Origin of the sequence: Clostridium hydrogenum, assembly GCF_021432385.1 — a bacterium.
In the GTDB taxonomy this organism is placed as follows: Bacteria; Bacillota; Clostridia; order Clostridiales; family Clostridiaceae; genus Clostridium_S; species Clostridium_S hydrogenum.
This window is the reverse complement of record NZ_JAEACT010000005.1, coordinates 64,357-77,952: the sequence shown is the minus strand read 5'-3', so window position 1 is coordinate 77,952 and position 13,596 is coordinate 64,357. Positions and strand designations below refer to the sequence as shown.

14 protein-coding genes are annotated in these 13,596 nt (G+C 26.4%); 5 read left to right on the top strand and 9 right to left on the bottom strand.

What is annotated here, in order from left to right; genetic code table 11:
- Positions 1-6: 6 nt before the first annotated feature.
- The 3 genes from CUEA01_RS23900 to CUEA01_RS23890 all read right to left on the bottom strand — a co-directional run bounded on the left by CUEA01_RS23900 (position 7) and on the right by CUEA01_RS23890 (position 1,606).
- Positions 7-237 carry a hypothetical protein gene (locus CUEA01_RS23900; protein WP_234124895.1) on the bottom strand — a complete coding sequence of 77 codons (231 nt, stop codon included), beginning with the start codon at positions 235-237 and terminating at the stop codon, positions 7-9.
- Between the two features lie 194 nt (positions 238-431).
- Positions 432-1,265: a pentapeptide repeat-containing protein gene (locus CUEA01_RS23895; RefSeq protein ID WP_234124893.1), complete on the bottom strand. Its 834-nt coding sequence runs from the start codon at positions 1,263-1,265 to the stop codon at positions 432-434.
- A 95-nt stretch (positions 1,266-1,360) separates the two neighbouring features.
- Positions 1,361-1,606, bottom strand: coding sequence for a hypothetical protein (locus CUEA01_RS23890; RefSeq protein ID WP_234124891.1), 246 nt, complete (start codon positions 1,604-1,606; stop codon positions 1,361-1,363).
- A 452-nt stretch (positions 1,607-2,058) separates the two neighbouring features.
- Between CUEA01_RS23890 and CUEA01_RS23885 the strand changes: the two genes are divergently transcribed.
- Both CUEA01_RS23885 and CUEA01_RS23880 read left to right on the top strand, forming a co-directional pair.
- Complete coding sequence (locus tag CUEA01_RS23885) at positions 2,059-3,360, top strand: helix-turn-helix domain-containing protein (RefSeq protein ID WP_234124889.1); 1,302 nt, start codon at positions 2,059-2,061, stop codon at positions 3,358-3,360.
- A gap of 16 nt (positions 3,361-3,376) precedes the next feature.
- A complete protein-coding gene (locus tag CUEA01_RS23880) occupies positions 3,377-3,523 on the top strand; it encodes a hypothetical protein (protein WP_234124887.1) in 147 nt (48 codons plus the stop codon).
- A 362-nt stretch (positions 3,524-3,885) separates the two neighbouring features.
- On the opposite strand, the gene CUEA01_RS23875 is transcribed toward CUEA01_RS23880, so the two are convergent.
- The gene (locus CUEA01_RS23875; RefSeq protein ID WP_234124885.1) at positions 3,886-4,638 is read right to left on the bottom strand and encodes a geobacillin-26 family protein; all 753 of its coding nucleotides are present in this window, start codon (positions 4,636-4,638) and stop codon (positions 3,886-3,888) included.
- A gap of 229 nt (positions 4,639-4,867) precedes the next feature.
- Positions 4,868-5,110, bottom strand: coding sequence for a hypothetical protein (locus CUEA01_RS23870; RefSeq protein WP_234124883.1), 243 nt, complete (start codon positions 5,108-5,110; stop codon positions 4,868-4,870).
- Between the two features lie 1,027 nt (positions 5,111-6,137).
- Between CUEA01_RS23870 and CUEA01_RS23865 the strand changes: the two genes are divergently transcribed.
- A complete protein-coding gene (locus tag CUEA01_RS23865) occupies positions 6,138-7,145 on the top strand; it encodes a site-specific integrase (protein ID WP_234124881.1) in 1,008 nt (335 codons plus the stop codon).
- Between the two features lie 218 nt (positions 7,146-7,363).
- Here the strand turns inward: CUEA01_RS23865 and CUEA01_RS25045 are convergent, their stop codons facing one another.
- Genes CUEA01_RS25045 through CUEA01_RS23855 form a run of 3 tightly spaced genes read right to left on the bottom strand, consistent with a single transcriptional unit; the run spans position 7,364 to position 8,674 of the window.
- A complete protein-coding gene (locus CUEA01_RS25045) occupies positions 7,364-7,486 on the bottom strand; it encodes a hypothetical protein (protein WP_268906388.1) in 123 nt (40 codons plus the stop codon).
- Positions 7,487-7,515: 29 nt separating this feature from the next.
- Positions 7,516-8,316, bottom strand: a complete 801-nt coding sequence (locus tag CUEA01_RS23860; RefSeq protein ID WP_234124879.1) for a hypothetical protein — start codon at positions 8,314-8,316, stop codon at positions 7,516-7,518.
- Positions 8,309-8,674, bottom strand: a complete 366-nt coding sequence (locus CUEA01_RS23855; protein WP_234124877.1) for a hypothetical protein — start codon at positions 8,672-8,674, stop codon at positions 8,309-8,311. The genes CUEA01_RS23860 and CUEA01_RS23855 overlap by 8 nt, the downstream gene beginning before the upstream one ends.
- Before the next feature lie 297 nt (positions 8,675-8,971).
- On the opposite strand from CUEA01_RS23855, the gene CUEA01_RS23850 reads away from it, so the two are divergent.
- Together CUEA01_RS23850 and CUEA01_RS23845 are read left to right on the top strand one after the other, a co-directional pair.
- Entirely contained in the window at positions 8,972-9,703 is a 732-nt protein-coding gene (locus CUEA01_RS23850) for a hypothetical protein (RefSeq protein WP_234124875.1), read from the top strand.
- 220 nt (positions 9,704-9,923) lie between these two features.
- Positions 9,924-11,984 (top strand): DUF262 domain-containing protein, encoded by a 2,061-nt coding sequence (locus CUEA01_RS23845; RefSeq protein ID WP_234124873.1) that lies wholly within the window; start codon positions 9,924-9,926, stop codon positions 11,982-11,984.
- A gap of 261 nt (positions 11,985-12,245) precedes the next feature.
- On the opposite strand, the gene CUEA01_RS23840 is transcribed toward CUEA01_RS23845, so the two are convergent.
- On the bottom strand, positions 12,246-13,199 hold the full coding sequence (locus CUEA01_RS23840) for a hypothetical protein (protein ID WP_234124871.1): 954 nt from the start codon (positions 13,197-13,199) through the stop codon (positions 12,246-12,248).
- Between the last annotated feature and the right edge of the window lie 397 nt (positions 13,200-13,596).

The following is a 13,596-nucleotide window of genomic DNA, read 5'->3' as shown; positions in this document are numbered from 1 at the left end:
TTCCTCCTAATTGTTCATAGTTTTTAACTTTTGTAAAATCTCAACAACCTTGCCTTTTACTTTTTTTAAAGTCCTCTCTTTTTCCTCGATAAGTTTTAGTTGATCTTCAATTGATCTTATAGAGTTTTCAATAAGTACATTATCCTTGTTTTTTTCTCCTCTAAAAATGCTTTTTAAATTCAATATCCTCATAATATCGTATAGCTCTTTTAGTAAAACCAGTTTTGATTGCCACATCCTCAATTCTGTAATACTTCTTCTCCATGTTACCACCTGCCAAAGCTTATAATATATAACAATAACCTTTACGTCAAGGTTATTGTTATAAAGTATTGCTGCTTCAATAAAAAATTATTTAATCATAATCTATAAAATTCGTGTATAAAACAAGACAGTATCAATAATGAGTTACTGTATAAATTGCTTTATCTTTAATCTTTCCAGTTGCTTGGCTTAACTATCATTTTAGGCAGTCTTGTACGCAAATCACCTTTTGCCGCATTAATTTGAGCTTGTGTAAGAAAGATACTATTTGCTAAATTAGCTCCGCTAAAATCAGTATCCCTCAAATCTGCGCCAATTAAATCTGCTGAACTTAAATCCACACCTCTAAGATTTGCTGCAATAAGACATGCTCCTCTTAAGTCTGCCCCCCTAAGATTTGCCTTTCTAAGATCTTTACCAAAATAGTCCGTTCTATGACAATTAGTTTTCTTATTTCCACTATGAGCCTTAGCGCGTATCAACTCGCTGGTATTTCTAAGTAATAAGTTAACCTTGTCACGATGAGCTTCTACATCTACTGCGACAAGCAAATCAACATCAAGAATAGTAAACCTTTCAGTCTCTTCTATAAGTAAACTTATATCTTTCTTAACTTCATTATTTGTTTGCAAATTAAAAGCTTCTATAAGATACCACATCATTTCATGAAGCTGTCTCATAATTAGAAATGCCTCAAACATCTTATTAGCGCTTTCTTTATTTTCCCTCCAGCTTTGTCCTTTGAATGTAACTTGGGCAAGCTTTTGACCAGCACCAAAGCAATCGTAAGCAGTACAACCCTTAAGTCCCTTATCACTAAGCTTTTTATGAACAGAACAAGTAAAGTCTGACTGCAAATTTATACACGGCTTACCAGCATCCTTATTGTTTGGAAAACCTTCTGAAGCTGAAAAATATAATGCCGTGCAGCACAATCCAAAGCATTTTTCGCAGTCAATTTTTAATTCCTTAATAATTTTATCTTCATGTATATCTATCATATTTATTTACCTCGTATATAAAAATAATCCCCCTAATTGTACCATAAATTATATTAAAATATTGAACCCATTTTTACTTTATGACTATTCTAGGATTATAATTCTTTAAAATCACTAATGCTGTTTAAGCTCATTCTAAATTTAACCCAGTTATGCCCATTCCATTTATAACCGTTAATATACATACAATTTTTCTCCGCAATCCATGCCCAAAATCCAGTTCCATTCTTATGCCAAATATATATAACCCTAAAAAGGCTTTGTCTAATTTTTCTTTTCTGCATTTGTACTTTATTTCTAGCAGGTGGATTTACATTAGGAAATAAAAAAGACGGTTCCATTTAATCACCTTCTCATCAAATTTCTCAATACATAATATGTAATCTTATTCCTCACTGCTACAATATGAAATACGGCTATAACCTTACCAACATAATTAACTGATATCTTCAAATTCAATTTAGCATTTCAAACGCATTTCTCAAAAAATAAAAAATCCTGTAACGCATTAGTATTACAAGATTTATCCTTGGTGCGCCCGAGAAGAATCGAACTACCACCACGCAGTTTAGAAAATCTTTTTTGTACTTTTAAAAACTTTCTCCTTTCTTGAAGAACGTTTAATTTCATATTATTTATTTACATTTTTATATTTTATCTTAAATGCATATATTAATCAAAATGTATAATGGAAGAAAAAGTCTTTACCAACTTTTTAAATTTATTTACATATTTTCCCCTTAATGTTATTATTAAATAAATAAAGTAAATAAGCTGGGGTGAATATAAAATAATGAAAAATGATATAGTTGTTAGTGATGGTGATAAATTAAAAGCAATTAGAAAAAAATATGACCTAAAGCAAGACGAAATTTCTGGAAATGACATAACAAGAAATTTAATAAGTGAAATAGAAACTGGTGTAGCAAATATAACTAAAAAGACAGCAGAAATTGTTATAAAAAATTTAAAAGAACTTGGTAAGAAAAAGAACTTCAAGGTTACTGAAACTGTTGAATACTTAATGGAAAATCAAATTGTACAAGCTACAAAGGTACTTGATAATTATACATCTGAATTGCAAACATTGGTAATATCTAGAGATGGTAGTTTCATAGAAACACTAAAGAAAGCAGAAAGTTTTTTAATTGATTGGGATATTAGAGATAAAAAACTAATGATTTATGAACTTGCAGGAGATTATTATTGTACTAACAATGAAATGTATAAAAGTGCTGTATACTATGAAAAGGCTTCAGCCTTAATTAGTAGAATGTTTTTAGATAACGAACTATTATCACTTTCTAGAAAGTTATCTATGGTTTACGGATATATGGGGAACTATGAAAAGAGTATTGAATGTTGTGAATTTGCGTTAAGTCGATTTGATGATATGTCACTTAAAGATACAATTATTTTTAGATACAACATGTCATTTGGTTATTTGTGCATAAATAATTTTGAACGTGCATTGCATCATATTAAAATAGCCGAGGAGTTATCAGAAAAAAACAATGATACTTCAATGCATATTAAAATTTTAAATAATAAGGCTGTATGCTTTTATAAAATTGATAAGAAACATGAAGCTCTTAAGGTGTTTAATCAAATTTTAAATTTGACTAGCGTAAATGATTTAGAAAAAAGGTTAGTTATATTAACTAATATCGTTGATGTATGCATAGATGTTAACAAGAAAGATGAAGCACTCGAAAAACTTAATATTGCAATTAATCAATTATTAAATTTAAATATTAATTGTGAACATGTCCCTGATATTTATTTTCAAATCGGTGAGATATATAAAAAGCTTGATATTTTAGAGTTATCCGAACAATATTATTTAAAAGCTTTAGATTTTTGTGAAATACAAAAAAATTATGTTTTGGAAAATAATGCGATGTGTGCTTTAATAGATATGTATACAATTCAAAATAGCATTGAAAAAATGAAGAATATTAAAGAAAAAGCTTTTTTTGTAGCCAGCAAACGAGGTAAAATTGACAATGAAATTATGTATAAACTAATGATTTTTTATAGTAAAATGAGTACTGAAATTTTAGAAATTGCTAATTTTTCTTTAAAATTTAAGTAAAGCGAGGGGTTATATTATGGTAAATAAAAAAAGTAAATTACCACTAGTGTTATCACTATGCGTAATGTTTTTATTTTCAGGGTTGGTTTTTAATTATGGTAATACTTTAAATTTAGGTGTAATACCTTTTCATCCAGTATCATATGTACTAAATATCTTTTAAATATTCCATTTGGATTTTAAAATTTCTTATAGTATGCGATATATGCGGGCATATTAAAAACAAGGCAATGATTAAAGGACAAAGGTATACTTTTGTATTTCCAATGTCCTCTTTATTTAATAATGTATTAGTATTGCCCCTATAAATTTATTATTCGTGTTTACTTCCTTATAAAAGATATTCTAAATAGTAGTTAAAATATATAAACATATACTAAAGCCTATAAAAATAAAAAGTATCATAAAATATATAAAATATTTCTTTTTTTTATCGGATAACTTTCTGCATTTTATGAAATTTAAAATACATCCAAGTACAATTAGTATATAAAATAATATTAATAAAATAGTATACATAATATTTTAAAGATTATTTGTTTTAAGGGTTCTTATTCTATTAAAATAAAAATTACAATCTTTTTTAGAAGTATAAACATTATACAAAATAGGTACTTCGGATAAGAGAGCACCTGCCGCTACTACAATAGCAACTATATCAGACACTCCTAAGGTCTCAGGTGTATTTATTATACCTGCAATAATAGAAATTGTAGCGGTACCATAAGCAGCAGCTGCGGCAATTTCATATCCTTTTAAATTGTTCACACTTGTCCTAAAAGCTTGTAAAGGAACTGAATTTGCTTCATTCGTATCTGGATTTACTGTCGTTTCTTTTACACACTTATAACCATCCTCGGCATTTACCATCCACCATCCACCATAAGTAAGAGCAGTATAAGAATAAATTTTAGTTAAATCAGTAGTAGAATCAGCCACATAAGAATTTGTATGAATTTGATTTTTTTTGTTAAAATCAACTTTGGTATTTCCATTTAAAACAGCTGTATTGGCATTTTTATCATATTTTACTATGCTAATTTTATTGCCATTTGTAACTTTAACCTCTTTGAAGTTTGCATTATCTTCCACAACTGTAACGCTAATATTTTGATTATTACATGTTATTGATGATTGCTCTATTGTTTTAGATTGAATAATTGAAGTCTGTGTTTGATTTTTAACTGCGGCATTAACAGTGAAACTTTGTCCAACTATTACAGCACTAAAACTTAGCATTAAAGCGAGGGATAATTTTTTTAAAAATTTAGTTTTCATAAAATATCATTCCTTTTTTGTTTAAAACTAGTTAATATTAACTATTAATACAATAGCATATATGCAAATATTATGCAATCAATGTAAAAAATTCACCAAACATTTATTTATTATTGCATGCAAACCAATATATTTGCACAAAGCTAAACAAACTAAAAGTTTTACTTTTACCGATTTTGTACCATATAGTCAAAAACAACCTAGCAAGAATTAACTCACTAGACATTTATCATTTTTGTAGGCTATTAACTTCTAACACTACAGCTTTTATTAAATTAAATATGTCCTCGTCGCTAAGTCCTGTTTTACCTTCTATAAGTTCTAACACTTTTGAATGTTTTAACTCTCCTGTCCATTTGAACTCTTTTTCCATTTGTTCTGCGGCATGCACCGAATCTTTTATTATTTGCCTATCAGTATTGTATTGCTGTGTTCCTAGAGTATCCTGTAAAACTTTATTTTGCTTGTCCATAAAATCTTTATGTGTTAATAAAAAAAACGTTAAAATTGCTTTTAGCTAATAATAAAACTACAACAATTGCCGGTCCTATTAGTGGCGCTATAATTTGATTTAATAATATTGTATTCATATTCTTTCCATTCCTCTGATTTAATAATTTTTAAAATAAAAAGACTATAATTTTCTATAACCTAGCAATTATAATCTATTAACTTTGGCCATATTCTGACGCCCCTACAATACCATCCGAAACAAGCTCCAGTTTAGGTCGCCAGTTTTTTATACTGCTAACTTTGTACCATTACTGAAAAACACCATCAGCACCGGTTCGGCATCTAAATTGTATATATTTGGTTGAATTAAAGAAGTATTCCCTTACTATTATAAGATTTCATGATTTAAAATACACGCACAACTCCATTATTAATCTTAGAAATTAATCTCTGAACTTCTAGGAGATAGCACAGTATCATCTAAGCTAAACGCTTATAAACCATAAACATAGAGATGTAAAAACATTAAATAAAGAAAGCCCAAAATTTTTTATAAAAAATAGTGATTTAAAAAGCATGCGATTTTGGATTAGACAACCAAAATCCTTAAAATCACTAAAATAATATTAAAAAAACCAGTAATCCGCTAAATTACTGGCTTTTATCATGGTGCGCCCGATAGGAATCGAACCTACGGCACGCGGTTTAGGAAACCTATCCCTTATTTTAAACACTTCTTAATTTAAATTAACAGTATTCTATTATACATTGATATTACTCACTTTTACCACAATGTATTTTAAATATAAACTAATATAATATAATCTTTTTAAATCACTTACGTTAGCAAAATGTTAGCAAAAATATATTTTTGTTTCTTAACATCAATCTTTATTAACCTCCTGTTTTAACTTATTTAAATAGTATGGTACATTAAAATTTAACAGTATAGTGTTAATATCCTCTGTTTAACTTTATATGTTATAATGTACCTGATAAGTAGACTACATACTATTATTATATTTAACATAAAAGGGGCGATAAATATGATTACAGAGATGGAAAAATGGAGAGACTTATATTTTAAAGATAAAGGAACTAAATATAAAAATCACGTAAATAAATTTATAGATTATTTAAAATATATTAAAAAATCTGATACTCCTAATAATATATCCATTGAAGATGTTACCAATTGCGTGGGACATTACGTTAAACGAGGAGTAATTTTATCTGTATCAAGTATGGAGTTACATTTAGAGTCATTAAAAAATTTCTATGACTACTTGCTTAATACAGGAAAATCACGAGATATTTTTTCTCAAATGAACTATGAAAAATATAAAAACAATTTATCTGATACATTTCAATTAGCAGAGAAAGTAAGCAGGGGAACTTTCAGTGTAGAAACTATGAAAGATATACTTTCAAAATTAGATAGTTATTTAGATATAGAATATTCTTCTATAAAAGGGCCTCAACTTAAACAGCGCTATATACACTTCACAGTCCTTAATTTATTTATTAAATTGACTTTAATTGCTCCTGCTAAAAGACAAATAATTGGAAACCTTAAATATTCTGATTTTAGTGAAAATATAAGAAAAGTTAATGTAAATGATGTAGAAGTTTCAGTTCCAAATGCATTAAGACATGATTTAAAGAAAGCTTTCAAATTAGGTGAAACAATACAAAGTAGACCAATCAAAGAAGACGAGCAAATATTTAAATATATTATAAACAATCAGTTTACAGAAGAAAGACTTAATAGTTGGTTTTGTACATTTATTAAAGAACAAAACATTGTTGGAATTGATGATATTAGCAAAGAAAGCAAAACTTATGCTATTGAACCAGTTATGAAAACTGCCATTAGTAATTTAGTAAAATCAATGGCTAATCTGGCATATGTTTCAAAAGTTACTGGAACTAAGATAGCTACTTTAGAGGAAACATATTACACAGAACTTTTTGAATTAAATTTGAGACAACCTTCAATAGGTGAGTCTATAGATTGGCAAATACGAAAAAGTAGCTACTATTCTTATATATAAAATAATTTTTTGCAATATCTCAATATTGAAGAAATAAATTTGGGTATTATTTTGTACTCAATATCCAAATTTATTTTTTCTACCTTTTGTCATACAACTCTTCTCTTTTTACATATTATTATTGTATAGCCTATTGAATTCGATATAATAAGCGCGACCCTACCAAAATTCCAAAAGCTAAATAATATATAAAAATATCTATTAACGTTTTATTTATGTTATTTGTCTCTGCTTGAATATTTCATTACGTTAAGCATGAATTTTATATATACACATGTTATTACTACCATGCAAACTAATGCCACTATAGTAATTAACGCTATTGCTAAAGTTTCACACATTGACACCACTCCATTCATATTTCACTAATCTATTTGACAAATTTTTTCTTGTTGTCATCTAAAAACTCTATTGTTCTATTAAGTATATTAATTGTTTTTTTTGTTTTTTTTGCAGGTATATAAATTCCATTATGAGTTTTATTTTCTCTCCATGCACCTACTGTATTTAGAATATTGTTCATAACATTTTTATTTCTGTTAAATTTTGAATATGTGCTAAATTTAAGTGCAATAGTATCTGCACTTATGTAAAAATTCAAGTCTTCAACCCCACTTCCAAATGATTGTGACTTTTCATTACAAAAAGCAAAATTGTGAAAATTCTTATAGAAACAGTATCGTCTAATGTACTCAATGACTTCTACCAACTCTGTATTTTTACCAAAAGAGTTAACTAAATCATTAAATTTTATATTTTCAATTTCTTTCCACTTCCATACATTTATGTCTCCATTACACTTCATATTTTTTTTATCATCTATGATTATATTATATAAATTAATATAATGCCCATCAATTGCACTTCTAAATTTATATTTGACATGCAAACTAAGCGGATAATCTGTTAATATTACACATTTTGCATGTTTGTAACCTATTAAATTAACATCCTTTTCTAAATAATCGACATGCGTGGATACAGTATCTCCCTTTAACATAACTTCTATTAAAACAACATCTGTAGAAGTTTCAATTACAAGGTCTCGTTTCAATCCATTTTTTAGTTTAACTTGCATGTAAACTTTTTTTATCTCATCTAAGTTTAATACTTCTCGTATGCAATTTGGATTCTTATACACAAAAAATTCTATTAAGTGTGATTTAAGCATTTTTATACCCCATCTTTCTTTCTATAATATCCCAACCATAGTAAGCTTTATTTAAAGTTACGAGTTGTCTAATTAGCTTTTTATTAATTCCACATTGAATCAAAGAAAAAACAAGAGCAGAAAACGTATCCAACATCACTTCTCTTTGCACCTTCATTATTCTATATACGGCGCTATGTGTTAAAATGGGAACCTTCTTATCTCCAACAACCTTACTAAATACTTCAAAACTGACCTCCTCGATTTTTTTAAAGCTTATTCTTTTCTCCCGCATTTCTAACATAATTTTAATATAGCATTTTTGAATCTTAGCTTTTATTTTTTCTTTTTTTCTTAAATATGTACTTCTATTTTGCATAATTATCCTCCCCTTTTGTCATCTTTTTACTTATGCTTTAGTTATTATCAAAAATTTAAATTTTATTCGTAAAAAGTTGAATAAAATTTTAAGTAAATTCTCATAATATAAATTTACACGTTTTTTGTAAATTATAATTTACGATACACAAAAAATCTTGTATAAGGAATAAATTAATTACTACTAATATAATTACAAATATTTTTACTGTTAATCTTGTTACGTATAATACTAAGAAACAATGGTATACTTTTAGTAAAACTGTATTTTAATTAACAAAAGGGATGGTGAAGTGTAATGTCTTCAAACTTTAGATACAATACTACTTTTGATGAATATTTAAAAATATGGAGAGCAAATGTAACTGATGAATTGGTTAGTAAATTTTTTATAAAGTTCACTTATTACTCAATCAAAATATATGATAAAAATTTACTACTACACGATATTAACTCTATTTTTATAAGTGAAACTTTTAGCAACCCAAAAATAAAGTCCTCAATACTTTGCCGTATAAAAAATTATAAAGAAATTTACGAAATGTTCTTTAAATTAAGTAAAACAAACAAAACAAAATTATCTATAGAACTAATTAAGTGTTTTTACGATATTTTAACAAAAAACATTTTTACAAAGGATACTATTAAAAAGAAAACTTTAGCTGAAACATATACAGAAAACTCTTTAATATTACTAATTAACAATATAAATCTACAAAAAAGTAATGTTAATGAATTAAATATTATTAGTAAATTCTATTGCCTGTTTTTTAAATACAGCTCTCATTTACAATATTGCAATCAAGAGCTATACAAAGTGTTTATAAATTACTTGCTTATATCTAAAAATATCCCACCTATTTTCTTTTCTGATAAACATGCAGAAAAATATTTTTTCGCAGTATCAAACTTTAATAAAAAAAAAGATACATCAAAAATGTATGAGTTTTTAAAAGAAGAAATTTTCACAACATGGATTAGTAATTATAACTTAAGATTGAAGAAACTTAATGACATTTTAATTGAATAAGTTAGAAGTTTTAATTTATTATATGCTATTAACTTTATTTTTTATTGATATCATTTTAGATTGTTCTAAACGTTAACCTTGATGCCTTTCGTTTATATCATACTTATATAAATACTCTATATATCATAAATTAAAAATCAAAATAATTATTTGTACTACATTACAAAATATGTTATTGTTTTGATATATAAGTATATTAGGGAAATAAGGTGTATTTAGTATGAAAGCTGTAGAAACAAGTATGTTATCATTTATGCAACAACCTAAGCAACAATTTGTAATACCTGTATATCAAAGGACTTACAAATGGACAAGACTAAATTGTAAGCAATTGTTAGATGACATTATAAGAGTAAGTAAATTTGAAAATAAAACTCATTTTATAGGTTCAATTGTTTATCTAACTGATGAATATTATCAAGCAACTAAACTAAATCAGCTAAGTATTATTGATGGTCAGCAAAGAATAACAACAGTATCACTATTATTACTTGCAATGAGCAATTATTTAAAAGAAGACCTTAATAAATTTGACACAACTTCTGATGAATTATTTAATGAATACTTAATAAATAACACGTACAAAAATAAATACGGAAATGATTATATAAAATTAAAATTAACTAAACACGATAAAGATATATATTCTAAATTAATTAAAAGTGACATTATAAATGATTGCACACATAATATCTACTCAAATTACAAATATTTTTATGAAACTATAAAAAGAGAGTCAATTGACATAGATAAGCTATACGATGGAATAGCAAAACTAATGATAGTTGATGTTTCCCTTGTAAGAACACAGGATGATCCTCAACTTATATTTGAAAGTTTAAATTCTACTGGAGTTAAATTAACTCAAGCTGATTTAATAAGGAATTATTTATTAATGGACTTGAAAATAGAATTTCAAAGCAGAATTTATAATGATTTTTGGTTTGAAATTGAAAATAAATTAAAAGAAAATAAAGAAGAGTTATCAGAATTTATTAGAGACTATTTAACAATAAAGCACGAACGAATACCTAAAAAAACAGAAGTATATAGTGAGTTTAAAAAATACTTTACAGATAACTTTTCACATTTAGAAAATGATATTGAAAAATTAATTAAAGAATTATACATATATTCAACTATATACGAAAAAATTATTAAGAAGCAGGAAAACAATGCAAAAATCAATCAATACTTTAAGGATTTTTATGAATTAGATGTGAAAGTAGTGTATCCTTTATTATTAAAACTTTATTTTGACTATGAAACGAAATTAATTAATCAAGATGAACTTTTACATATATTAAGTTTAATAGAAAGCTGTATTATAAGAAGAATTATTTGTTCAGCTCCAACTAATTCGTTAAGCAAAATATTTTTGAACCTCATTAAAAATATAAAAATCACTAATTATATAGACTCAGCAGAAAAAATACTAATGAGTAGAGAAGGTAATCAAAGATTTCCAAGGGACAAAGAGTTTGAAAATGAGTTCATATTAAAAGATATTTATAATTTAAATCCATCAAATAGGAAATTTATTTTAAGTAAGATTGAAAACTTTGGCTCAAAGGAAATACTAAATATTGATGAATTTACAATAGAACATATTATGCCACAATCAACCAATCTTTCTGATAAATGGGTAAGTGCATTAGGTAGTGATTGGAAACAAGTTCATAGTAAATACCTTCATACAATTGGAAATTTATCACTCACACGGTATAACTCTGAAATGGGAAATAAGTTTTTTACAGAAAAAAGAGATATAGCTGGTGGATACAAAGATAGTTCATGTTGGTTAAATAAAGGCTTAAGAAACTTAGATACTTGGAATGAATGTGAAATTGTTAAAAGAGCTAAAAGCCTTATTGATAAATCAATTGAAATTTGGCCAACTCCTAAAATCAAAGATTCTAAAAGTGATTATAATGTTATATTAGATTTTGAGGATGATTGGAAGGGCAAAAAACCTAAGTATTTTACTTTTATGGATGAAAAACACCCAATAAAAGATATAACTAATTTATATTTAGAAATAATTAATATAATTTACAACTTTGATCCAGAGGTTTTTATAGATATAGTAAATGACGAATTAATTACAAATAAGAGGATGTTTTCAGTTAACTCAAATGATTTTCATGGAAATTCACCTCAATTAGCCGATACTAATTTTTTTATAAATACTAATTTTAATTCTGATGCCAAAAAAACAAATCTTTTAGCTTTAATTAATAAAATAGGGTTTAATGAGGATGATTTTGTTATTTACTTATAACTAATGTTTTATACAATAAAAAAGCTTATTGTATATTATAAAAAATTCTAAATATGAATTGTTAAGCATACCTCATGTAGTCGCAAATCCGACTATGAACTGTATTTTTACACATTTTGATATCATCATATACTACTGAAACTAACAAGCATAATAATGTTATTGTGCTCGTTAGTTTTTAGTTCAGATTTATTTAAATAATATAACATTAAAAAATTCTATTAGCTCTTATTTAATAATTGATTAGTTATAACTTTAAATCTACAGTTCTAACTCATTAATCCATTTTTTTATAGGTTCCGCTATTGTATTTTCAATATCAGTAATATCAAAATTTTCCCTTAATGTACCAATTATATCTGCACGTAAATTTCTAAAACCTGAATCAGAGAGCATTAAAGTTTGCTTATTTAAAGCACGCATAAATCCATATTCTAATGCAACATTTGGGTTAAATTCATTTACAATTCGGTCTTCTAAGATTGCTATTCCAAATTTACAACATAACATATAAACACATACATTGTTCCATAAATTTCTGTCCTTCATATACATCTTATCATCAGCACGAATAGGGTTGAATCCTTGCGAAATTAAAACATTTCTTAACTCAGTATCAAGCTTCTCTAATAGTTTATTTCCTGGAACAAATCTTGTCATAATAAAAATATTCTTGTTGTAGTTAGGATTATCCCTAAAAAAATTTACACATTCTTCCCTTAAGAATTTATACCCTGGTGGTAAATAAAAATCACTCATAATATTAATTCCTTTCTTATAATAATAATGTTGCTCAACAATATTATTAAGTTGCATACTCCATAATTTTTTAAATGTATCTGACCATAATTTGCAATCACTTTCTACATTCTTACCCGAGTCAACTATGGGAATAATGAATACAGCATCTTGAGCTCTTAACGAATATTTATCAATCAAATATCTTTGCCATTCCTTAATATTTTCTACAGATGGTTCTCTTAACGAAACATCATTATAATCAAAAATATTAGCTACGCTTGGTCCCGAAACTATTCCTGATAGTTTGTCCTTTAAAATAAAGATCATAAATTCATCCTTTAAAATATATGGTTCAAAATTGAAAGTCTTAATTAAAGGCCAATCATGTAATTCTTTAGGAAAATTATCCTGAACCGTTTTCTCTATTGAATTAATAATCGCAAACGCCCAATCAGCAGTATAGTTTTCTCTCATATAAATCCCTCCTTCTACATTGCAAAAATTGTTACTTTATTAACTTTTGATAATTATTTTATCCATAAAATATACTATATTTAACTTATAACGATTAACTACAATAAATTTACAATTTAGTTGCAAATTGTGTTAGTTTATATTCTAATTATATCACAAACTTGAAATAACATGTATTGATATACAAATACTGGTTTAACTTTTCTAAAGCCTGCTGTTTTTACGCAAGAATGGCTACCTAACATCAAACGTTAAAGTTTTTTATTTCTATTGCTTCCTCATACCTGTTCATTAGAAATACCTCTTCTACTACATATTCTCGCTCTTGTAAGTATCCTCATTAATAAAAATCTTTCTGCATGATTTCCATATATCTTGTTGTTTACCATTGTATTTT

Bases quoted from the DNA above. Each gene is read 5' to 3' on its own strand.
- CUEA01_RS23900 (WP_234124895.1), bottom strand. From the start codon at position 237: ATGTGGCAATCAAAACTGGTTTTACTAAAAGAGCTATACGATATTATG.
- CUEA01_RS23895 (WP_234124893.1), bottom strand. From the start codon at position 1,265: ATGATAGATATACATGAAGATAAAATTATTAAGGAATTAAAAATTGAC.
- CUEA01_RS23890 (WP_234124891.1), bottom strand. From the start codon at position 1,606: ATGGAACCGTCTTTTTTATTTCCTAATGTAAATCCACCTGCTAGAAAT.
- CUEA01_RS23885 (WP_234124889.1), top strand. From the start codon at position 2,059: ATGAAAAATGATATAGTTGTTAGTGATGGTGATAAATTAAAAGCAATT.
- CUEA01_RS23880 (WP_234124887.1), top strand. From the start codon at position 3,377: ATGGTAAATAAAAAAAGTAAATTACCACTAGTGTTATCACTATGCGTA.
- CUEA01_RS23875 (WP_234124885.1), bottom strand. From the start codon at position 4,638: ATGAAAACTAAATTTTTAAAAAAATTATCCCTCGCTTTAATGCTAAGT.
- CUEA01_RS23870 (WP_234124883.1), bottom strand. From the start codon at position 5,110: ATGGACAAGCAAAATAAAGTTTTACAGGATACTCTAGGAACACAGCAA.
- CUEA01_RS23865 (WP_234124881.1), top strand. From the start codon at position 6,138: ATGATTACAGAGATGGAAAAATGGAGAGACTTATATTTTAAAGATAAA.
- CUEA01_RS25045 (WP_268906388.1), bottom strand. From the start codon at position 7,486: ATGTGTGAAACTTTAGCAATAGCGTTAATTACTATAGTGGCATTAGTT.
- CUEA01_RS23860 (WP_234124879.1), bottom strand. From the start codon at position 8,316: ATGCTTAAATCACACTTAATAGAATTTTTTGTGTATAAGAATCCAAAT.
- CUEA01_RS23855 (WP_234124877.1), bottom strand. From the start codon at position 8,674: ATGCAAAATAGAAGTACATATTTAAGAAAAAAAGAAAAAATAAAAGCT.
- CUEA01_RS23850 (WP_234124875.1), top strand. From the start codon at position 8,972: ATGTCTTCAAACTTTAGATACAATACTACTTTTGATGAATATTTAAAA.
- CUEA01_RS23845 (WP_234124873.1), top strand. From the start codon at position 9,924: ATGAAAGCTGTAGAAACAAGTATGTTATCATTTATGCAACAACCTAAG.
- CUEA01_RS23840 (WP_234124871.1), bottom strand. From the start codon at position 13,199: ATGAGAGAAAACTATACTGCTGATTGGGCGTTTGCGATTATTAATTCA.